18 protein-coding genes are annotated in these 20,457 nt (G+C 54.9%); 9 read left to right on the top strand and 9 right to left on the bottom strand.

The features are described 5' to 3' along the window. Positions 1-22: 22 nt before the first annotated feature. The gene (locus tag SR894_RS16280; protein WP_223288108.1) at positions 23-916 is read left to right on the top strand and encodes an AEC family transporter; all 894 of its coding nucleotides are present in this window, start codon (positions 23-25) and stop codon (positions 914-916) included. 47 nt (positions 917-963) lie between these two features. Here SR894_RS16280 and SR894_RS16275 read toward each other — a convergent pair whose 3' ends face one another. Beyond that, positions 964-1,347, bottom strand: coding sequence for a hypothetical protein (locus SR894_RS16275; protein ID WP_133732091.1), 384 nt, complete (start codon positions 1,345-1,347; stop codon positions 964-966). A 258-nt stretch (positions 1,348-1,605) separates the two neighbouring features. Here SR894_RS16275 and SR894_RS16270 point away from each other — a divergent pair, with 258 nt between their 5' ends. Next, the gene (locus tag SR894_RS16270; protein WP_133732092.1) at positions 1,606-3,231 is read left to right on the top strand and encodes a BCCT family transporter; all 1,626 of its coding nucleotides are present in this window, start codon (positions 1,606-1,608) and stop codon (positions 3,229-3,231) included. A 278-nt stretch (positions 3,232-3,509) separates the two neighbouring features. Here the strand turns inward: SR894_RS16270 and SR894_RS16265 are convergent, their stop codons facing one another. Genes SR894_RS16265 through SR894_RS16255 form a run of 3 tightly spaced genes read right to left on the bottom strand, consistent with a single transcriptional unit; the run spans position 3,510 to position 6,223 of the window. Beyond that, positions 3,510-4,799 (bottom strand): GGDEF domain-containing protein, encoded by a 1,290-nt coding sequence (locus SR894_RS16265; RefSeq protein WP_133732093.1) that lies wholly within the window; start codon positions 4,797-4,799, stop codon positions 3,510-3,512. Beyond that, positions 4,799-5,554: a substrate-binding periplasmic protein gene (locus SR894_RS16260; RefSeq protein ID WP_227405771.1), complete on the bottom strand. Its 756-nt coding sequence runs from the start codon at positions 5,552-5,554 to the stop codon at positions 4,799-4,801. Before SR894_RS16260 ends, SR894_RS16265 begins: the two co-directional genes overlap by 1 nt. A 6-nt stretch (positions 5,555-5,560) precedes the next feature. Beyond that, positions 5,561-6,223 (bottom strand): substrate-binding periplasmic protein, encoded by a 663-nt coding sequence (locus tag SR894_RS16255; protein ID WP_227405770.1) that lies wholly within the window; start codon positions 6,221-6,223, stop codon positions 5,561-5,563. A 262-nt stretch (positions 6,224-6,485) separates the two neighbouring features. On the opposite strand from SR894_RS16255, the gene SR894_RS16250 reads away from it, so the two are divergent. The 5 genes from SR894_RS16250 to SR894_RS16230 all read left to right on the top strand — a co-directional run bounded on the left by SR894_RS16250 (position 6,486) and on the right by SR894_RS16230 (position 11,547). Then, positions 6,486-7,856: an MFS transporter gene (locus SR894_RS16250; RefSeq protein WP_223288107.1), complete on the top strand. Its 1,371-nt coding sequence runs from the start codon at positions 6,486-6,488 to the stop codon at positions 7,854-7,856. 42 nt (positions 7,857-7,898) lie between these two features. Further along, positions 7,899-8,414 carry a retropepsin-like aspartic protease family protein gene (locus tag SR894_RS16245; RefSeq protein ID WP_133732096.1) on the top strand — a complete coding sequence of 172 codons (516 nt, stop codon included), beginning with the start codon at positions 7,899-7,901 and terminating at the stop codon, positions 8,412-8,414. A gap of 72 nt (positions 8,415-8,486) precedes the next feature. Then, entirely contained in the window at positions 8,487-8,666 is a 180-nt protein-coding gene (locus SR894_RS16240) for a PLDc N-terminal domain-containing protein (RefSeq protein WP_223288106.1), read from the top strand. 506 nt (positions 8,667-9,172) lie between these two features. After that, positions 9,173-9,931, top strand: a complete 759-nt coding sequence (locus tag SR894_RS16235) for a winged helix-turn-helix domain-containing protein (RefSeq protein ID WP_064234128.1) — start codon at positions 9,173-9,175, stop codon at positions 9,929-9,931. Positions 9,932-9,951: 20 nt separating this feature from the next. Then, a complete protein-coding gene (locus SR894_RS16230) occupies positions 9,952-11,547 on the top strand; it encodes an ATP-binding protein (RefSeq protein WP_223288105.1) in 1,596 nt (531 codons plus the stop codon). Here the strand turns inward: SR894_RS16230 and SR894_RS16225 are convergent. Continuing rightward, complete coding sequence (locus SR894_RS16225; RefSeq protein ID WP_133732099.1) at positions 11,510-12,448, bottom strand: LysR family transcriptional regulator; 939 nt, start codon at positions 12,446-12,448, stop codon at positions 11,510-11,512. The genes SR894_RS16230 and SR894_RS16225 overlap by 38 nt on opposite strands. A gap of 115 nt (positions 12,449-12,563) precedes the next feature. On the opposite strand from SR894_RS16225, the gene metE reads away from it, so the two are divergent. Then, a complete protein-coding gene (gene metE / locus SR894_RS16220) occupies positions 12,564-14,861 on the top strand; it encodes a 5-methyltetrahydropteroyltriglutamate--homocysteine S-methyltransferase (protein ID WP_223288104.1) in 2,298 nt (765 codons plus the stop codon). Between the two features lie 76 nt (positions 14,862-14,937). Here metE and ppk1 read toward each other — a convergent pair whose 3' ends face one another. Together ppk1 and hemB are read right to left on the bottom strand one after the other, a co-directional pair. Continuing rightward, entirely contained in the window at positions 14,938-17,127 is a 2,190-nt protein-coding gene (ppk1, locus tag SR894_RS16215) for a polyphosphate kinase 1 (RefSeq protein WP_133732101.1), read from the bottom strand. A 107-nt stretch (positions 17,128-17,234) separates the two neighbouring features. Continuing rightward, a complete protein-coding gene (hemB, locus tag SR894_RS16210; protein ID WP_133732102.1) occupies positions 17,235-18,245 on the bottom strand; it encodes a porphobilinogen synthase in 1,011 nt (336 codons plus the stop codon). 200 nt (positions 18,246-18,445) lie between these two features. Here hemB and elbB point away from each other — a divergent pair, with 200 nt between their 5' ends. Next, positions 18,446-19,105: an isoprenoid biosynthesis glyoxalase ElbB gene (gene elbB / locus SR894_RS16205; RefSeq protein ID WP_133732103.1), complete on the top strand. Its 660-nt coding sequence runs from the start codon at positions 18,446-18,448 to the stop codon at positions 19,103-19,105. A 77-nt stretch (positions 19,106-19,182) separates the two neighbouring features. Here the strand turns inward: elbB and tatC are convergent, their stop codons facing one another. Together tatC and tatB are read right to left on the bottom strand one after the other, a co-directional pair. Beyond that, positions 19,183-19,974, bottom strand: a complete 792-nt coding sequence (tatC, locus tag SR894_RS16200; protein WP_133732104.1) for a twin-arginine translocase subunit TatC — start codon at positions 19,972-19,974, stop codon at positions 19,183-19,185. Then, a complete protein-coding gene (tatB, locus tag SR894_RS16195) occupies positions 19,971-20,456 on the bottom strand; it encodes a Sec-independent protein translocase protein TatB (RefSeq protein ID WP_133732105.1) in 486 nt (161 codons plus the stop codon). Before tatB ends, tatC begins: the two co-directional genes overlap by 4 nt. Position 20,457: the final 1 nt, after the last annotated feature.

Here is a 20,457-nt window from a genome sequence, read left to right as displayed (position 1 = left end):
GGAATAGGGTAGGGCGGCCCGCATGATTGGACATATTCTGGCCACGCTATTGCCGGTATTTTTAATTGCAGAGTGTGGCGCTGCCTATGGGCGCTACCGTACGCCGGATATTCGCAGTCTCAATACGCTCAATATGGAGCTGTTCGTTCCGTTATTAGTGTTCGCCGTGCTGGCCGACCGTCAAGCCCCGTTAGCCGAGTACGCCTGGCTTGCCACGGCGGCGATGGCAGTGGTGCTGGGGTCTGGGATTGTGCTGTGGCCGCTGGCTAAGTGGCTAAAGCTTGATAGCAAAATCTTCCTGCCGCCGATGATGTTCAACAACGCGGGCAATATGGGGGTGCCGCTACTGGTGTTGGCATTTGGTGCTGAGGCTCTTCCAGCTGCGGTGGTGGTGTTTATCGTTGAAATGCTGCTGCACTTTTCGGTGGGGCTCTACATGCTTAACCCGCGCACTTCGCTATGGCGAATGCTGCGCATGCCGATTGTGCTCGCGAGTCTGGCGGGGCTTACTGTGAATATCAGTGGCCTACCGCTGCCAGGCTGGCTGCTAGAGGCAATGCACATGCTGGGCGGAGTATCTATTCCGCTGATGCTATTTGCGCTAGGGGTGCGGCTCTTGGAGATCGATTTTAGCGATTGGCGTACGGGGATACTGGGGGCGGTGCTTTGCCCGCTTTCCGGGTTGGTGATTGCCTTGCCGTTGATGTGGCTGCTGCCGCTTAACGAATTGCAGGCGGCGGTGCTGCTGGTATTTGCGGCACTACCACCTGCAGTGTTGAACTACCTGGTCGCGGAGCAGTATAAGTTGGCACCACAAAAAGTGGCTTCGCTGGTGCTGATTGGTAACCTGGGGAGTTTGGTAGTTATGCCGCTGACCTTGGCCGCGGCATTTACCTGGGTTTACGCACCACTTTAATAAAGTACCTAGCACTGGGTGGCACGAAAAAGTGACTAACTGGTTACTTAACGATCATCTTTAACTTCGTAGCTGCCTTCCAAGACATCCTGATGACCAGGACGGTTTTGCGCAGACGAATGCGTGGAAGCATGCCCTTGAGAATGTCCTTGAGAATAGCCACCACCGATATCCTGAGCCTGCTGAGCGCGCATCTGCTCCATGCGCTTTTTCATTTTATGACGCATAAACGGCATCATTGCCCAGCCAATGAGCAAGAAAAACAGGCCGAGTACCACGCCTACAATCATTAACGCGCCAAACGCCAGCCATGTAAACAGTAGCTTAAGGCTACCCGCCAAGCCGGTGGGCTGGGTTTGCGCAGCACGGGCGCGCCATTGGTTTGCCGCTTGCCATGCAGCGTTGCGTTGGTCGCGATTCATCTGTGGCATGAGAGCCTCCATGGGTTGTTCGCACACATTGGAACACAGGTGCTCTAGCAAGTTCACTGCTTGGCTATAACAGGCAGTAGTGTCGCCATTCTTTAGGTGTCAGGTTCTACGTAGGGTTTATACCTCCAATTCTTACGTACAGTGCGAGTAGGTTTTTCAACTGTTACCATTAAGCTGTACAGGACAAGTTTAGTTGTACAAGCATGCGCTTAATATGTCGTGCTTATCTAAACAGAGCTCATCTAACAGGACGGTTATATGGCTAATCATGGAGGCAAGTCGGTATTCATCTCATCGGTGGTGATTATTTTTGGCTTGGTAGTTGTTGGAGCGTCATTTCCTGAAGGATTTGCCAACGCTGCGGAGGGGGCGCTGTCCACCATTACCGGGCTATTCGGGTGGTTTTATCTATTTTCGGTTTTTGGGTTTGTGATTTTTTTGTTTGGCCTGGCGCTTAGCAGGTACGGCAAGGTGCGCTTAGGCCCCCAGGACAGTCGGCCTAACTATACGTTTTTTTCATGGATAAGCATGCTGCTGGCGGCAGGCTTTGGTGTGGGGCTTGTCTTCTATGGCATGGCAGAACCCATGTTTCACTTCATCGAGCCGCCTTATGGCGACAGAACCGCTGAAACCGAAGCGGCAGCTCGCTACGCTATTCAATACAGCTACTTTAACTGGGGGATACACCAGTGGGCGGCTTTCTCGATTGTCGGCTTGATCATCGCCTATTTTCAGTTCCGCAAGGGACAGGCAGGGCTGGTATCGTCCGTATTGTCGTCAATAACGGCTAAGAATCCTAAAATTCGCCCCTATGCTTCCTGGCTGGATGTGTTTGCCGTGGTCGCCACCGTAATGGGTGTGGCTACTTCGTTGGGGTTGGGTGTGCTGCAGATGAACGGCGGTTTAAACGCCGTGTTTGGCCTCCCGGAAAACGGTTTTTGGCAGTTTGTGATTCTTTTCGTGATGTTTTGCGCCTATATGGCATCCACCTGGTCAGGCTTGGATAAAGGTATTAAACGCCTCTCTAACCTGAATATGATTTTATGTATCGGTTTGATGCTGTATGTGCTGTTTACTGGCCCAACCGTGGCGATATTAGAGACCATCACGGTGGGGATTGGTGACTATCTCCAGAACTTTATCGGCATGAGCCTGCGCATTTCCCCCTACAGCGATAATGAGTGGGCGAGCAGTTGGACGATTTTTTACTGGGCCTGGGTGATTGCCTGGTCGCCCTTTGTCGGTACCTTTATTGCCCGGGTGTCCCGTGGCCGTACCATCAAAGAGTATGTGTTTGGGGTGCTGTTTGTACCGCCGTTACTCGCCTGCTTGTGGATTGGCGTATTCGGTGGCGCGGCGCTTCACATGGAGTTAAACGGCACCGATATCGGCCTAGCTGCCGCGACTCAGGATAATATAACCGTCGCGCTGTTTGAGATGTTTGAGCTGATGCCCTTCACCGGCCTGCTGTCGGTTGTCGCGATGCTGCTGATCTTTATTTTCCTGGTCACTTCCGCTGACTCGGCCTCGTATATCGTGGCGCAAATGACCGATAATGGTTCGATCAATCCGCCGCTTTACAAACGCATCATCTGGGGTGTGCTGATCGCCGCTATCTGTCTCACGCTGATCGCCTCGGGTGGTTTGACGGGGCTGCAGTCGGCTTCGGTGCTTTCGGCGCTGCCGTTCACCTTTATCCTGTATATGATGGTGTTTGTATTAGTCCAGGAACTGCGCGCAGACCGCAAGGCGATGTTAACGCAGCTTTATCGCCGCCATGGCGAAACGCCGGTGGGTGCGGACGCTTTTGAAGCCGAGCTGTTAGGTGAAGAAGAGCGCTTACGTCGTGCACCGAGTGTGGTCAACCGGCGCATTAATAGTTAGCATCACTCATCAGTACTAATAAAAAGCGACCAAGCCTTCGATTGCGGGGCAAGGTAGATGGGGAGCAGCGACACATGAAGCGAAAATGCTGATGGCGCGGCAAGGGCGCCATGGAGCGACACGAAGGCAAGCTAAAGGAGTCTCCTTCGATCGCTGGCTAGATAAGGTAGTCACAGTGGCGGTGCTAACGGCGATGATTATTGGCCTGGCTGCTGTGGCCGCTCACTGGCTGCTTTGAAGTACCTGCTATCCGCAATATGTGTGCTTAACGCCTGGCTTTATGCCGGGCGTTTGCGTGTTTCAACCCGGTTTCGGCCCAGCCGTTTGGCGTGATAAAGGTGCTGGTCGGCACGCTCAATCAGCGCTTCAGCGCTAATTAAAAAGCCGGGCGACATGCTGGCAACACCCATGCTAACGGTGAGCTCTGAATGGGTGCTTGAAAAAGCATGGGGAATAGCCAGCGAGAGCACCGCTTCGCGCAGACAGTTGGCAACGCCCACTGCATCGTCATGATCCTGGCCTGGCAGTACACAGACAAACTCTTCGCCGCCGTAGCGGGCGAGTAAGTCGCTGGCGGGGTCAATGCATTGATTGAGCGCTTTAGCCACGGCGCGCAGCGTATCGTCGCCCATGGCATGACCATAGTGATCGTTAAACTCTTTGAAGTTATCGATATCGATAAAAATCACCGATAGCGGCTGCTGGGTTTGCTGTGCCAAATGCCAGTGACGTTGATAAAATTCATCAAAGTGGCGGCGATTAGCCACGCCCGTTAAGCCATCTATATTGGAAAGGTGATGGAGCTGGTCGCGCTGCTCTAAACCTTGCTGGAAAGCTTTTAACAGGTGATCCAAACTATCCACCAGATGCCCCAGCTCATCATGCTGGTGGCCACGCAACGCTGGCTTAGGCCACTGGCCTGGCTGATTAGGATCCGTTTGGGTAATAGCAGCATGTACTTTGAGCAGCGGACGAGTAATAAACAGATGGAAAAAAGCGATCACCAGTATGCTTAAAATAAACGCTTCTAAAATACTCACCCCGACCACCGTGTAAATACGCGCCAGGAACTGCTGGGTTAAATAACCCTCTGCCAGCATCAGCTCAATCTTGCCGACGACCGCTTCCGGCATATCGCTGCCCATGTAGTAGGCGAGATCGGTTTGATGGTGCAGTATGTCACCAAATAAATACTGGCTGAGCCAGGTCGAATCAGCCTGCTCGGGACTCTCATATTCAGCGAGCGAGCGGCCAAAGTCGTCACGAATAGATACCCAGGCAACCTCACTATCACTAAATAGCCCATAGGCTATTTGATGGGCGAGGTCGGGGTTAAGCTGGAAAGCGGCTTCTGCTGCTGCGCCGTTGACCACCGCTAACTGCTGTTGGATGCGTTGTTCGGTTTCCTGGCGCATGTTATTGGCGTGGCTGAGCAGTTCAATACTGCCTGCTACGCTACTAATCAGCATAGCGATCAGCAGGGTGAGTAGCGCTTGCTTAGTGGTCAAGCTGCCTTTTTTAGGCCCCGCGCCAGGGGCCGAAAGAGGAAATCGGGGACGTGGGATCATCACTGCATGTCCTTCTGCATATCACTATGCAGGGCATCCAATTGCGTTTGCAATCGCGCCAGCAGTGCTTCCGACACGCTGGGATGGCAGGCGAGATACAGCGGTGCGCGGTGAAACGTAAATAAATGCGCTAGCGCTATGTTCTGTTCTTGTGCCATAAATTCACCGGTTGCTTTGCCTGTCACAATCACATCTAACAGGCCCGCCTCTAAACGCAGGATATTGTCTCGCTCCGAGGGAGCAAGCAGCACGCTAATGCCGAGAGCGGCAACGTAATCGCCGACGGCATCTTCGCGAAAACTGCCTACTCGCCAAGCGTGTAGACCTGAAAGTGAAGCAATGCTGAGCTCGCGCTCGGCTAAACTAAACGCGGCCCACTCATTAACCACCAGCGGCCCCACCCAGTGAAACAGCGCTTCACGCTCTGGAGTGCGCGTCGTGGAGTAGACGCAGTGATGGTCGCGCAAGCGTGCTTCGGTGTAAGCGCGCGCCCAAGGCAGTAGCCGAAAACGAGCCTCAATGTCTGCCTGGCGTAGCGCATCCCGCAGCAGTAACGTTGCACTGCCGATAATTTGCCCTTGGTCGTCCGCATAGTTGAACGGTGGGTACTCTTCGGTATTGATCGTTAGCGGCAGGGCTTCCGTTGACATAGCCTCTGACGGCATCGCGTGCAGTGACAGGGAAAAACTACCGACAGTCGTTAGCAGAGCAACGCCCATGCAGAACCGCCACCGGTGAGTTATCAGATTAGTCATCGTCGACTACCTCCGGGGCCGTTCCGCTAGCACCCTGTCTAATGCCTGCTGCATTAGCGTTACCAAGCGTTGGTCAGTGGCTTGATTAATGGCAAAGTATAGCGAAGATTCACTGAGGGTGTGTATCGGGATTAAACTACTTTTAGGATAACCTTCGGATTCAGCTATCCAGCCAGCCACATCTTCACTGTAAGCCCATAAGTCAACTCGTCCACGATTCAACATATTGAGCGCGCTACGGTTATCAATGGCCGGTATCAGTAGTCGTTCTGGGTAGCCTGCTTCCAACAGCGCCTGGGCGCCAATATCTTCACGAATGACTGCCACGGTCAGGCTGCGATCAATCGCCTCTGGCAAAGAAGCAATCACCATCGGTGCGTCACGGTGGGCAAGCAGCACGACCCGGTCTTGAGCAATCGGCCCCACCCAGTGAAAGCTGGACTCTCTGGCTGGGGTGCGAGTGGTGGAAAATAGCACCGTATTAGGTTGGCTTAGTGCCAGCTCATAGCCACGAACCCAAGGGTAGTAGCGGACGTCATGACGGCTTAATGGCGTTTTTGTCGTCGCAAAAATAGCCTCCAACAAATCAATGGATACGCCGGTCAGCTGCTGCTCATCGATATAGTTGTAGGGCGGGTACTCTTCAGTAATAAAGGTTAATGTTGCCAAAGTATCGGACGCGTCAGCCTCTACGTTTGCGACGTTTGCCAGCCAGAGGCATAGCACGACCATCAACCTATTTAATCTTGGTCGATATAATCGCCGTGGAGATGGCTGGGCTAATCCCATCGCAGTCTATCCATATTACTTATCAATCAATCAAACTTAGAGCAACGCTGGTCGGCTGTCACCTCTAATCTACCAACGCAAGCCGTGGCGTCCTCCTGGCTGCACCTGCTAGGCTTACGGCTTCCCCTGTGAGAGAAAACTAATGCTGTCTGCTAACTCTGCTAAGGCGACGGATGGCTACGCATCGCGTCGTGAAATATTCGGCTGGGCGATGTTCGATTTTGCCAACCAGGCCTACACGCTACTGATTATTACCGTGGTATTTGGTGAGGTATTTACCACCGTCATTGTGGGGGATCGCGGCGATAACTTCCGGCTTGCCAACTTCCTATGGAGTCTTGCCCTGGCGGTAAGCTATCTAATGGTAGTGATCACGGCGCCGCTATGCGGCGCCGTGATGGATTACCGGGCGGAGAAAAAACGCTTTTTGCTGATTAGCTACCTAGCCACCGTAGTCACCACGGCGATGCTTTACTTCGTTGAACCGGGCTACGTCATAATCGGTTTATTATTGATTGTGCTGTCTAACTACGCTTACTCCATGGGGGAGTCATTTATCGCCTCCTTTTTACCCGAGCTTGGGCCGCCGCAATCGCTGGGCAAAATTTCCGGTTTTGGTTGGGCGTTAGGCTACATTGGTGGTTTATTTGCGGCGGGCTTCACTCTAGTGGTGCTAGGCGAGGCCAGTGCAGATAACTTTGAGCGCATCCGTTGGGTGGGGCCCTTCGCTGCCGGATTTTTTCTGATTACCGCTATTCCGACTTTTTTATGGCTAAAGGAGCGCGGTACGCCCCAGCCTCGCGGCGTCTCTTATCGGCATATTGCTCTCAATCGCGTCACAACCACTTTTCACGAATTGCGCCACTTTAAAGATCTGACCGTGTTTTTGATTTCATTGCTGTTCTCAATGGCCGGTGTCTACATCATCATCGCCTTCGCCTTCATTTATGGTGCTCAAGTGATTGGCTGGGATGAAAGCGTGCGCAATATCATGTTCATTATTGTTCAAATCACCGCGGCGGCGGGAGCACTGGGGTTCGGCTGGATACAGGATCAGCTAGGCGCCAAGCGGACGTACCAAATGACGCTGGCGCTATGGGTGCTGGCGATCATTGCCATCTGGGCAACGCCCGAGGTGACTCAGTGGGTAAACGGGCGCTTTGGACTGCAGTGGCAGGCTCAGCATGTATTCCTGGTGGTCGGCTGTCTGGCGGGGCTAAGCCTTGGTTCTAGCCAATCGGCAAGCAGGGCTCTGGTGGGGCTGTTTTCACCCTTGGCTAAATCAGCCGAGTTTTTCGGTTTCTGGGGGCTGGCTAATAAGCTCGCAGGCGTTCTGGGTATCGTCATGTTGGGGGTGTTGCAAACGCTGATTGGCTTACAAGCGTCTATTCTATTATGTGTTGCCCTGTTCGTTACCGCGATGCTGATTTGCGCCAGGGTCAACGAGCGTCGTGGCCGGGAGGCCGCGCTTGCCTGGGAGGCCAATAGTCATATCAACAACTATAAAGCTTGAAAGGGCGCCCTGACCTCAGTGAGGTGGAGTATGGCAACGCACATGGCAAGTCATAGAGCCCAGGGTGGCGGTATCGTTATGATGCTGCTTTTTTGGGTACTGTTAATGGCGGTGGGCACTTGGTGGATTCACGGTGGTCTGGAAGAGATGATGCGGCCCAATGCGAATATTGTGCATACGCTGCCTGCGGGGGAACCGGTTACTCTAAAGCGCAATCGTGCTGGGCACTTTGAGGCGCCGGGTAGTATTAATGGCAAGCCGGTGACCTTTTTGCTCGACACTGGCGCCACTTATGTAGCCATACCTGCCGACTTGGCAAGCGAGCTAGGCCTCGAACCTGGACGTAGCGCTTGGTTCAATACTGCCAATGGCCGGGTAGAAGGTACCTTAACCGAACTCGATGAGGTTTCGCTGGGCGGACTTAAAGTGCAGAATGTGCAGGGGTCAATCAGCCCCGGCATGGAGCGCGACACCGTACTCCTCGGCATGAGCTTTCTGAATTTATTTTCGATTGAAATACAGTCGGGTGAGATGGTTCTGAGCCTTCCCGAGCAGTGAGTCCAGCTTGTGAATGTGCCATTGATATGATTGTCTAAATTGACACGAGTGCCAACACGACAAGGAGTTGCTATGGGCATTGAAGTAGGTGGATTATTAGGATTAATTTGGCTCATCATTGTGATATGGGCCATTGTCAAAGTGGCTAAAAGTGGGGCAGGTAGCCTGGGTAAGCTGATATGGATACTAGTGTTGCTGTTTTTCCCGCTAGTCGGCTTAATCGCATGGTTTCTGTTTGGGCCCAAAGGGTAGCGGCTGAAAAGTACTCGTTCCGAGTAATGTATCAAAGCGTATAGCTGAAAAAGTAGTTGAGAAAAGTAGTCCAAAAAAAGGCAGACCACCGATGGTCTGCCTTTTTGATATGCTTTAGCAATTGTTGCTGAATACATTACTCAATGGTGTCGTTTCCTTCCCCGGGCGGCGCCTTATAATGCCCCGGGATTTTTAACTTCTCCCCATTGGGCAGGTCGCGCACTTGGGCTGGAACGTAAACACGTTTTATAACACTTTTCGTTTTGCTACTTCCCATGGCAGGCTCCCCCTGTCAGATTGTCGACAGTTAGCGTTTACACATTAGTCCTCGCTTGAGGAAGAATCAAGTGTCCGGCCACACGCTTCCATCAATACGCGCAGTTGTAACGACAGAAGCGGGTGTTTTGGTGGTTTTGAGTTATCCTGAGTGCCAATCATGGGCGCCTGCGTTGATATTGGGTGAGCAGGTGAGAAAACAAACAGCCTAAGCGGAGTGCATAAAGAGGATGGTAGATCATTTGGAACAGCAATTTCAGGCGCTTGAGTCGCAAGAGTCTGTAACGCCTGACTATCCCGATCAAGATCATGTTTTGATCATCGAAGATGACCAGCGTCTGGCCGAGCTTACCCGTGATTACTTGGAAGCGAACGGCTTCCAAGTAACGCTGGAAGCAGACGGCGCAAAAGGGGTCGATCGTATTTTAACCCTGCAGCCTGATCTGGTGATTCTAGACTTAATGCTGCCAGGGGAGGACGGTCTAGCGATTTGTCGCCGCGTTAGACCTAATTTTGCCGGCCCGATTATGATGCTCACCGCGCGTACCGACGATCTCGATCAGGTCTTGGGGCTCGAAATGGGCGCTGACGACTATGTGCCTAAGCCGGTTCAGCCGCGAGTGCTGCTGGCGCGCATGCGAGCGCTACTGCGTCGCGCTGACGGGCCTGCACCGGACGGCGAAATGCGGCTGCGTTTTGAAAACCTCGAGATCGATAACGCGACTCGCGAAGCATGGCTCTCCGGTGAGCGTATTGATTTAACCAGCGCCGAGTTTGACCTGCTTTGGCTACTGGGGCGTAACGCAGGCCGAGTGCTCACCCGTGAAGAGATATTCAGCGACTTACGGGGCATTAAGTACGACGGCCAAGACCGCTCTATTGATGTACGCGTATCGCGCATTCGACCCAAAATTGGCGATGATCCTAATCAGCCTCACCGGATCAAAACCGTGCGCAGTAAAGGTTATCTCTTCGTCAAAGATAGTTGATCATTCAGAGGGACGGCATCATGCGGCGGGTGCTCAGTAACGGCTCGTTTTTACGCTTCTATTTGCTGCTGGGCATCGCGCTATTAGTGGTGTTTGTGATCGCGTTAGCGGGGCGTTCCTTTATCGAACAAGTACGCCGCGAAGACTATCGTGAGCAGCTCGCCGCGCTCCCCATGTCATTGATGACGCGGCAGCTAGCCGAGACGCCTGTAGAACGTCGAGATGCCGTGCTTGAGCATTTTTCAGAGCAGCTCGATTTGCAACTGACACTGCAGCCCGTCAATGAGGCGGATTTGGGCTATTTTGAGCGGTCTCGGCTGGAGCAAGGCAGAATACTGGTTGCCGAAGACCCTTGGCTTTTGCAGCAGCGTTTGCCTGGCGACACCTGGCTGCTGCAAGCACGCCTTGATGACTGGAGCGAGCACCAGTGGCATGGCAGCATTGAGCTGCTTGGTGAGTGGCTCGCTGCAGCGCCCGCGCAAGAGCGTGATGATCGCATTGCCCAACTGCGCCCAGGGAGTTGGCCGTTGCAGCTATTGCCTTCGTTGCCTGCGGGCCTAACGGCGGCGCAGCAGGCCCAGCTGGCCAGGGGCAACGTCATCACCCGACTCGTTTCTGATAAGCTTTCTATTACCCTGCTCTACCAGTTGCCAGACGAGTCACAATGGCTGCAAGCGGGGCCTATTTCCCGTGGCGACACCCTACCGGTAAATTTGCACTTACCCCTTTTGATGGGGCTAATGATCGTTCTCAGCCTGATTATTTATTTGATTATGCGCAGCATTGAAGCCCGCATGGCGCGGCTGGAGCTAGCCGCCACGCGGATTGCCAGTGGCCGCCTGGAAACCCGGGTGAAGGTAGAGAGTGGCGACTTTTTAGGTCGCTTGGGCATGGCTTTTAATGGCATGGCCAATCAGGTGCAAAGTCTGCTGCGCGGCCAGCAGGAAATGATACGGGCGGTTTCCCACGAGCTGCGCACCCCCGTCGCGCGCATTCGCTTTGCCGTGCAGATGGTCGAGGATATGACCGACCAACCCGCTATTCGTCGTCAGCTACAGGGTATCGATGCGGACATTGCCGAACTCGATGAATTGGTCGATGAAATTCTCACCTATGCACGCCTAGGTGGGGAAACGGTTAACGGCGCTGAGCTTGAAACCGCGCTGGTAGAGTGTCGGGCCATGGCGGAACGGGTGATTGATACGCTGTCGCCGCTGCATAAGGGCTTAGCGCTGGCGCTGGCGCCTGGGCCAGAAATCGAGCTGCTGGCAGAGCCGCGCTATCTCCAGCGCGCGGTGCAGAACTTAGTCGGCAATGCCTGCCGCCATGCCAAGTCCCAGGTGGTGATTCACCTCTGGGATGAACCCAATCTGGTGCGTATAGACGTTGAAGATGACGGCCCCGGCATTCCGCCGGAAGCGCGGGCGGATATTTTCAAGCCGTTTGCCCGGCTGGACGACAGCCGCGCCCGCAGCTCTGGCGGTTACGGGTTAGGGCTTTCGATTGTGCAGAAAATTATGGCCGGGCACGGCGGCAGCGTGACCATCGATACCAGTCCCACCTTGGGCGGCGCGCGGTTTACGCTGCTGGTTCCGCGCCGCGATCCGCTGGCTTGACCCCCGTTAGCACCGCAAAGGAAGTCTCCCGCGCCGTGCGTAAAAAATCCTGCATCCATGGTGCTTCGCGGGTCTCCTCGCGAATCGCTGCATACAGCGTACTCCATACCCCATCCTCTCCTAGCTTCACCGCGCTCACATAATCGCGCTGCAAATACTCGGTCAGCGCCCAGTTGGGTAGTGCACACACGCCACGCCCGCTGGCCACCAGCTGCATCATCATAATCGTCAATTCAGCGGTACGAATTTCCCGAGGGCGCACATTCGCCGGCTGCAAAAACTGGGTAAAAATATCCAGCCGCGATTGTTCAACGGGGTAGGTGATCAACGTTTCCTCGGCCAGCGCCTGGGGCTCTATATAGCCCTGGCCTGCAAAAGGGTGCTGGCGGGCGACGGCCAGTAGCCCCTCATAGCGAAACAGCGGGGCGTAGTGAATCCCTTCAAGAGGTTGGGGGTCGGCGGTGATCACCAGATCCAGCTGCTCGCGGGCAAGCGCCGGAAGCGGGTCGAAGTGGTGACCGCTGGGAATGTCGATTTCCACTTCCGGCCAGTGATCGCGAAAATAATCCACCGTAGGCATCAGCCACTGAAAGCAGCTGTGGCACTCGATGGCCATATGCAAGCGCCCCTGCTCGGTGCCTGCCAGGCGCGTTAAATCACGCTCCGCCTTGCGTACTTCAGGCAGTATCTGGTCGGCCAGGGCGAGCAGCCGCAGTCCCGCTCGGGTGAATTCCACCGGACGGGTTTTACGCACAAAAAGCGCGCTGTCCACGCGGCTCTCAAGATCCTTGAGCTGGTGGGAAAGCGCCGATTGGGTCAAATGCACGCGATCGGCAGCATCGACAAGAGAGCCGGTTTCGCGCAGAGCCAGCAGCGTGCGGAGGTGTCGTAACTCAATCATATAGTGGCTCTATCATTGTGAGTATTTTTCATCTTTAGTATTAAAAACTTTAGTTTGATTCATTAGAGTGTGGTGACCAGACTGTGTGAAATTATTCACGTTGGTAGGGTTCATCATGACAGTTTCTCATATTCTCGGCTATCCCCGCATCGGCGCTCAGCGCGAGCTTAAAAAAGCCACGGAAGCGTACTGGAAAGGCGAGTGCACGCGTAGCGAGCTTGAAAGCACCGGCCGCAAGCTGCGTTTGCGCCACTGGCAGGCGCAGCAGGATGCGGGTTTGGATTTCGTTAGCGTGGGCGATTTCGCTTTTTACGATCAAGTGCTGAATGTTTCGGTGGCGCTGGGAGCTGTGCCTTCACGTTTTAACGCCCAAGCAGAGGTCGCTGGTGGCGATATCGATCTCGACACCACCTTTCGTATGGCCCGGGGTAGAGCGCCCAGGGGGGAGCCCGCCGCAGCCTGTGAAATGACCAAATACTTCGATACCAACTACCACTATCTCGTCCCCGAACTGCACGAGGGGCAAACTTTTACCCTGGCATCCAACCGTCTGTTTGACGAAGTGGATGAGGCGCTGCGCGCGGGTTTTACCCCGAAAGTAACCCTGACGGGGCCGTTGACCTGGCTATGGCTTGGCAAAACCAAAGGCGGGGATTTTGACCGCCTGACGCTACTCGACAGCGTACTCGACGTGTATAGCGAAATATTAGCGCGGCTTGCTACCCAAGGCATTGAGTGGGTTCAGCTGGACGAACCTGCTTTGGTGCAGGATCTGCCGCTGGCATGGCAGCAGGCCTATGAGCGTGCCTATCATCGCCTTCAATCTGCGCCGCTAAAGCTATTGCTAGCCACTTACTTCGGCGGCTTGGGCGACAACCTCTCGCTGGCGACCCGCTTGCCCGTGGCGGGGTTGCACATTGATGCCGTGCGCGCACCGCAGCAAGTCGAGAGTGTAATTGACCGCCTTGGCCCCCATCAGGTGCTATCAGTAGGGTTTGTGGATGGCCGCAATATCTGGCGGGCCGATTTGGCTGCCTTGCGGGAACGTCTGCTGCCATTAAAAGTGCGTCTGGGCCAGCGGCTTTGGTTGGCGCCGAGCTGCTCGCTGCTGCATGTGCCGGTGGATTTGGCTCAGGAAACAGAGCTTGGTGATGAGCTAATCAGCTGGCTGGCCTTCGCACGGCAGAAGCTTGACGAGGTGGTCACCCTGGCGCGCTTGATCGACAACCGCACTACGCCAGTCGACGAGCAGCGGCTGGATCAGGCCACTCGAGCGCTGGATGCCCGGCGCGAGTCAACGCGTATTCACCAGACTGTGGTCAGTGAGCGTTTGGCGGCGGTTCGCCCTGCTGATAGTCAGCGCCAGGCGCCTTACACCGTGCGTGCCGAGGCGCAACGCCGGGCGCTCAAGCTACCGCTATTTCCTACCACGACGATTGGCTCTTTTCCGCAAACCGACGTAATTCGTGCCGCCCGGCGTGCTTTTAAGGCCGGTGAGCTGGCGTTAGCCGACTACGAAGCCCGTATGCAGGCCGAGATCGTCTACGCCGTTGAGCGTCAGCATGCGCTGGATATCGATGTGCTCGTTCACGGTGAAGCCGAACGTAATGACATGGTGGAGTACTTTGGTGAGCAGCTTGAAGGCTTTGCCTTTACCCGATTTGGCTGGGTGCAGAGCTACGGTTCACGCTGCGTTAAACCGCCGGTGATCTTCGGTGACGTATCGCGGCCTGCACCGATGACGGTGCGCTGGAGCGAATACGCCCAAACCCTGACCGACAAACCCATGAAGGGCATGCTGACCGGCCCTGTGACGATTCTGCAGTGGTCATTTGTGCGCGATGACCAGCCGCGGGAAACCACCTGCCGCCAGATTGCCCTGGCGCTGCGCGATGAGGTGTTGGATCTGGAAGAGGCCGGGATCAGCATTATTCAAATCGATGAGCCAGCGCTGCGCGAAGGGTTACCGCTGCGCCAACATGAGTGGCAGTCGTACCTTGATTGGGCAGTAGAGAGCTTCCAGCTGAGTGCCGCAGGCGTGGCTAATGCCACTCAGATTCATACCCATATGTGTTACTCGGAGTTCAACGACATCATTGGCGCGATTGCAGCACTTGATGCCGATGTGATCACCATCGAAACGTCACGTTCGGATATGCATCTGCTGGATGCCTTCCAGGACTTCGCGTATCCCAACGAAATCGGCCCAGGGGTTTACGATATCCATACACCGAATATTCCCGAAGTGAGCTGGATGGTCGATTTGATGGAGAAAGCCCTGGAAAAAATCCCCGCCGAACGGCTGTGGGTAAACCCGGACTGCGGGCTCAAAACCCGTGGTTGGGCGGAAGTAGAGCCAGCGCTAGCCAATATGGTGAAAGCGGCGAAGGTGTTACGCCAACGCTATGCATAAACGGGAAGAAGTCAGAATCACCCCCGCTGCTCTAAGCAGCGGGGGACTGACTTTTCGGCGCTTAGTTTTTTGACGCCTAGCTTTTCGATGCATAGGCGTAGAGCAGGGTTTCCTGGGCACTGATGGCATCGCTGTCACCCGGATCCTGGAGTCGGTAGCTGCCGTCGGTCTGAAGCAGCCAGCTCTGGCAGTTATCCACCAGGTAGGTCTCCAGGTCTTTACGCACCCGGTTGGCGAGCTTCTTATCCAACAGCGGAAAACAGGTCTCCACACGGTGGAACATATTGCGCGACATAAAGTCCGCGCTTGAGCACCAGGTCTCCGATTTGCCGTCGTTGTGGAAGTGGAAGACTCGGGTATGCTCCAGCAAACGGCCAATAATCGAGCGCACGCGAATATTGTCGGAAACCCCCGGCACCCCTGGCTTCAAACAGCACATACCGCGAATAATCAAATCGCACTCTACGCCTGCCTGCGAGGCCCGGTAGAGTGCTTTGATAAGCTTTGGCTCGGTTAACGAGTTGCACTTAATGATGATGTGCCCGCGCTTACCCTTGCGCGCTATTTGCGCTTCCCGGTCGATCATTTCCACCAGCCGCTCATGTAGCGTGAAGGGCGCGTGCAACAACGTGTCGATTTTGCGTGCCCGGCCCATCCCCGAAAGCTGCTGAAATACTTTATGCACATCCGCACATAGCGCTTTATTGGCGGTCAGCAGACTGTAATCGGTGTAAAGCTTGGCAGTTTTAGAGTGGTAATTGCCGGTGCCCAGGTGGGCGTAATAGCTCAGCTCACCTTTTTCCCGGCGAACGATGTGCAGCATTTTGGCGTGGGTCTTGTAGGCCATAATGCCGTAGACAACGATTGCCCCTGCTTCCTGCAAGCGTGAAGCCAGCTGTAGGTTGTCGGCCTCATCAAAGCGCGCGCGCAGCTCAATGACCACAGTGACCTCTTTGCCCTGGCTGGCCGCCTCTACCAGCGCGTTAACGATGGCTGAGTCAGCGCCAGTGCGGTAAAGGGTCTGTTTTACTGCCAGCACATGAGGGTCGCGGGCGGCTTCGCGCAGCAGGTCTTCAATCGGCGTAAATGACTGGAAGGGGTGATGGAGCAGGATGTCGTTCTTGGCAATAGCGTCAAACAGGCTACCCGCTTTGAGCGCTTTGGGAATGCTGGGGGTGAATGGCCGATAGAGCAGTTCGGGGCGATCCACATCACCCAGCACCGACATCATACGGGTTAAATTAACCGGCCCTTTGACGCGATATAAGTCGTCGCTTTCCAGTTCAAACTGGCGCAACAAAAAATCAGTTAAGTCATCAGGGCAGCTGTCGGCGACTTCCAGGCGTACGCCGCTGCCGTAGCGGCGCGCCAGCAGTTCACCGCGCAGCGCTGAGGCGAGATCCGAAACCTCCTCAGGGTCAACGCTCATATCCGCGTTGCGGGTCAGCCGGAATTGGTAGCAGCCGCGTACGCTCATGCCGGGAAATAGCTCCTCGGCGTGGGCATGAATCATCGACGAAAGAAAAACATACTCCGAGAAACCCTCTTCACAGAGTTCCTTGGGCAGTGCCATCAGGCGCGGTAGCGAGCGCGGCGCGGGTAGAATGGCCATACCACCAGCGCGACCAAACGCATCTTTACCTTCCAACTCAACTATAAAGTTGAGGCTTTTATTCACTAAACGCGGGAAAGGGTGCGAGGGGTCGAGGCCGATCGGGCTGATGACCGGCATAATTTCGTTATCGAAAAAATCTTTAACCCAAGCTTTCTGTTCATCAGTCCACTGATCGCGGCGCCGAAAGCGCAGCCCATGGGTTTCCAGCGCGGGTAACAAGGTGTCGTTGAGTATCTGATACTGGCGGTCAATTTGCGCGTGAGCAAGTTGCGATATCTCTGCCAACACCGCTTTGGGCAGGCGGCCGTCAGCGGCGGTAGTGTCGTCGCCCAGGGCAATTTGATGCTTTAAGCCCGCCACGCGAATCTCGAAAAACTCGTCCATATTGGAGGAGAAAATCAGCAGGAACATTAACCGGTTGAGCAGCGGGTGAGCATCGTCTAACGCCTGCTCCAACACGCGAATATTGAACTGTAGATGCGATAGCTCGCGGTTGAAGTAGAGCTGGGTATCGTCGAGGTCGGTTTCAGGCTGTGCTTCACGTGCCTGGACGCCGGTCGGGGTACGATTAATCCGTAGCGGCATATCGCCGTCGCTGCTGGTGTGATCGGTAGACGATAGTGGTAAGGAATCTGAAGCTTGTTCGTCCATGGTGGATCTCCCCGCGTTGATAGCTCGAAGGTATCATAGCCTGATACTTGTATATCAGTGCAGTATGCGGGGAGAAGATGACAAATAGGTGTCACCTGTTTGTCATCTTAGCGCTGCTGAAGTAAACGCGCTGCGTCGAGGGCAAAGTAGGTGAGAATGCCATCCGCGCCTGCCCGTTTGAAACACATCAGCGACTCCAGTATTACCGGCTCCGCTTCCAACCAGCCGTTATCAAAGGCGGCGCGGTGCATCGCGTACTCGCCGCTGACTTGATAAGCGAAGGTGGGTACCTGCAGTTCGCTTTTTACCCGGCGTACGATATCCAAGTAGGGCATTCCTGGCTTGACCATCACCATATCAGCGCCCTCGGAGATATCCATGGCCACTTCGTGTAATGCTTCATCGCTGTTAGCGGGATCCATTTGATAGGTGCGCTTGTCCGCTTTGCCCAAGTTAGCAGCCGAACCGACCGCATCGCGAAAAGGGCCGTAGTAGTGTGACGCGTATTTGGCGCTATAAGCCATAATGCGCACGTTATGCAGATGTTCCTGCTCTAACACCAGGCGAATAGCGCCAATCCGTCCATCCATCATGTCAGAAGGGGCGACCACGTCGGCGCCGGCTTCAGCATGGGAGAGCGCCTGTTTGAGCAGCGTATCCACCGTGCGGTCATTCTGCACGTAGCCGTGTTCGTCAAGAATGCCGTCCTGGCCGTGGCTGGTATAAGGGTCAAGCGCTACGTCCGTGATAATGCCTAATTCGGGCAGCGCCTCCTTGAGAGCGCGCACGCTGCGCTGAACTAGACCGCTAGCGCTATAGGCCTCTTCAGCAAGCTCACTCTTGTGCTCGGGGCCAACCACAGGAAACAGCGCCAGCGCTGGAATGCCCAGTTCATACGCCTCGCGAGCTTGCTCGATCAGTAAATCGATAGACAGCCGTTCAACGCCGGGCATGGAGGCGACGGCTTCACGCTGATTTGTGCCTTCAAGGACGAACACCGGCAGGATTAGGTCTGACGCAGTCAGGCTGTTCTCCTGCATCAACCGACGTGAGAAGTCATCGCGGCGCATACGGCGCATGCGCGTGGCGGGAAAATGGCGGGCAGTGGGTGTACTCAAGGGAGTTCTCCATTAGAGGTCGTAAAGATCAGCGAACGTGAACACTCAGGGTCGCAAATAAACATGCCCGAAGGCCTGGCGTCAGTATATCAGCCATACCTTGCGGCGAAAGCCGTCTTGTGGCGACACGGCAGACTGACTAAAGTGGGCGATTGCTTTGCTGTATTGCGTTCGGCAGACCCTGGGATAAGGAGATAGGCATGACCAAACAGGTGGCAGTGATTTTGGCCGGCTGCGGCGTTTACGATGGTTCAGAAATATATGAGACCACGCTAACGCTGCTGCGCTTGGATCAGTTGGGTATAGGTTACCGTTGTTTTGCCCCAGATATAGAGCAGCACCATGTGGTCAATCACCTCACTCAAGAGGTGGTAGAGGGCGAGCAGCGTAACGTGCTGCTGGAGTCCGCCCGCTTGGCACGGGGTGAGATCAGCCCGCTGGAGGAGTTAGATGCTGACAGCTTCGGCGCAGTGATCGTACCCGGCGGTTTTGGCGTCGCCAAGAACTTGTCGGACTTCGCCAGTGCCGGTGACAGCATGCAGGTGCTAGAGGCTTTAAAAGCGGCCTTGGTGGGGTTTCGTGAAGAGGCCAAGCCGATTGGTTTGATGTGTATTTCCCCCGTACTGGTGCCTCGCCTATTGGACGAGGGCATTGCGGTGACGGTGGGCAATGACCCGGCGATTTCCGGGGCCATTAGCGCCATGGGCGGCCTGCACCGTAGCTGCGGCGTAGAAGATATCGTGGTGGATCTTGAGCACCGCGTGGTCACTACGCCTGCCTATATGCTGGCAACGCGTATTAGCGAAGCTGCTATCGGTATTTTTAAGCTGGTAGATCGCATTGCAGAAATGATGGATTAAGCTCGACGCTGTGCTGATACCAAAGCCGCCGCCGTTAACGGCGGCGGCTTTTAAATATCTGCACGTTGAACCCGTGCTTAGAGGTCAGCCTCTTGCTCTTCAGCAGCCTCCTTCTCCTCTTTACGCTTGCGCACCAGGCGGCCAAATAGCAGCCCAACTTCGTAAAGCAAATACATCGGGATCGCCAACAGGCTCTGAGAAATCACATCCGGAGGCGTTAGCAACATGCCGACAACAAAGCAGCCTAAAAGAATATAAGGGCGCTTTTTAGACAGGCTTTCCACCGACGTGGCGCCAGATAAGATAAGCAAGAAGGTCGCGATAGGAATCTCAAACGCTACACCGAAGGCAAAAAACAGCTTGAGCACGAAGTTCAAGTACTGGTTAATGTCGGTCATCACGGCGACGTTTTCCGGCCCAGTTTGGGTGAAAAACTCAAACAACAGCGGAAAAACAACGTAGTAGGCAAACGCCGCGCCGCCGTAGAAAAGCGCAATGCTCGAAACCAGAATCGGTATCGCCAGCGCTTTTTCATTGTCGTAAAGCCCTGGCGCGATAAACGCCCAGGCTTGATGCAGCACAAAGGGTATAGCGATAAATACCGCGACCACCAGGGTGAGCTTGAACGGCGCTAAGAATGGCGAAGCGACTTCCGTGGCGATCATCTGCGAGCCTTCAGGCAGTAGCGCCATTAACGGCTCGGCAACGAAGGTATAGATATCATTGGCAAAGGAGTAAAGGCCTAAAAAGACCACCAAAATCACGATCACGGCGCGCATAAGCCGTGAGCGTAACTCAATCAGGTGCTCAATCAGGGGGGCTTGGCTCGGCTCTTCCCGCGGCTCCTTTGAATCGCCAGACATACTCATTGGTGATTACGATCCTTATTAAGTATAGCCGACTCAGGGTTAGGCGTTTCAGGTTTGGCCTCGCGGGTGGGCGTAGTCGAGGCAGGTGCAGATGATGACGAAGATGTTTCTTCACGCACCGTTTCCTCTCGCACCGTTTGCAAGGCGTCATCCAATCGAGAGCTGGCCTGGGCAACGCGCTGCTCAGTGTCACTCTGCTTCGCTGGCGCTGCGTCTGAGGGGCTATCGGCAATGCTCTCTACGTCCAGCTTCGCTTTCTTCAAGCTGTCATCGAGCTTCTTTTGCTGTTCGTTGAGCTTTTGGCGCAGCTCTTCTGCTTCCAGTTGGGCGCTGATTTCACGCTGCATACCGGATACCGTACGCTTGATTTTACCAATCCACATGCCCGCCGTTCGGGCAGCGCGTGGCAGCCGCTCCGGGCCAAGCACCAACAGCCCGACGACGCCAATCAGCATCAGTTCAAGAAAGCCGATATCCAGCATG

Source organism: Vreelandella neptunia (genome assembly GCF_034479615.1).
GTDB lineage: Bacteria > Pseudomonadota > Gammaproteobacteria > Pseudomonadales > Halomonadaceae > Vreelandella > Vreelandella neptunia.
Note: the sequence above shows the minus strand (reverse complement) of the source record. Positions and strands in the feature narration are given on the sequence as shown.

Coding starts and splice junctions, on each gene's coding strand:
- SR894_RS16225 (WP_133732099.1), bottom strand. CDS start 12,448: ATGATTGAGTTACGACACCTCCGCACGCTGCTGGCTCTGCGCGAAACC.
- SR894_RS16275 (WP_133732091.1), bottom strand. CDS start 1,347: ATGCCACAGATGAATCGCGACCAACGCAACGCTGCATGGCAAGCGGCA.
- SR894_RS16235 (WP_064234128.1), top strand. CDS start 9,173: ATGGTAGATCATTTGGAACAGCAATTTCAGGCGCTTGAGTCGCAAGAG.
- SR894_RS16260 (WP_227405771.1), bottom strand. CDS start 5,554: ATGACTAATCTGATAACTCACCGGTGGCGGTTCTGCATGGGCGTTGCT.
- SR894_RS16245 (WP_133732096.1), top strand. CDS start 7,899: ATGGCAAGTCATAGAGCCCAGGGTGGCGGTATCGTTATGATGCTGCTT.
- tatB (WP_133732105.1), bottom strand. CDS start 20,456: ATGCTGGATATCGGCTTTCTTGAACTGATGCTGATTGGCGTCGTCGGG.
- elbB (WP_133732103.1), top strand. CDS start 18,446: ATGACCAAACAGGTGGCAGTGATTTTGGCCGGCTGCGGCGTTTACGAT.
- metE (WP_223288104.1), top strand. CDS start 12,564: ATGACAGTTTCTCATATTCTCGGCTATCCCCGCATCGGCGCTCAGCGC.
- SR894_RS16280 (WP_223288108.1), top strand. CDS start 23: ATGATTGGACATATTCTGGCCACGCTATTGCCGGTATTTTTAATTGCA.
- SR894_RS16270 (WP_133732092.1), top strand. CDS start 1,606: ATGGCTAATCATGGAGGCAAGTCGGTATTCATCTCATCGGTGGTGATT.
- SR894_RS16240 (WP_223288106.1), top strand. CDS start 8,487: ATGGGCATTGAAGTAGGTGGATTATTAGGATTAATTTGGCTCATCATT.
- SR894_RS16230 (WP_223288105.1), top strand. CDS start 9,952: ATGCGGCGGGTGCTCAGTAACGGCTCGTTTTTACGCTTCTATTTGCTG.
- SR894_RS16250 (WP_223288107.1), top strand. CDS start 6,486: ATGCTGTCTGCTAACTCTGCTAAGGCGACGGATGGCTACGCATCGCGT.
- ppk1 (WP_133732101.1), bottom strand. CDS start 17,127: ATGGACGAACAAGCTTCAGATTCCTTACCACTATCGTCTACCGATCAC.
- SR894_RS16265 (WP_133732093.1), bottom strand. CDS start 4,799: ATGATCCCACGTCCCCGATTTCCTCTTTCGGCCCCTGGCGCGGGGCCT.
- tatC (WP_133732104.1), bottom strand. CDS start 19,974: ATGAGTATGTCTGGCGATTCAAAGGAGCCGCGGGAAGAGCCGAGCCAA.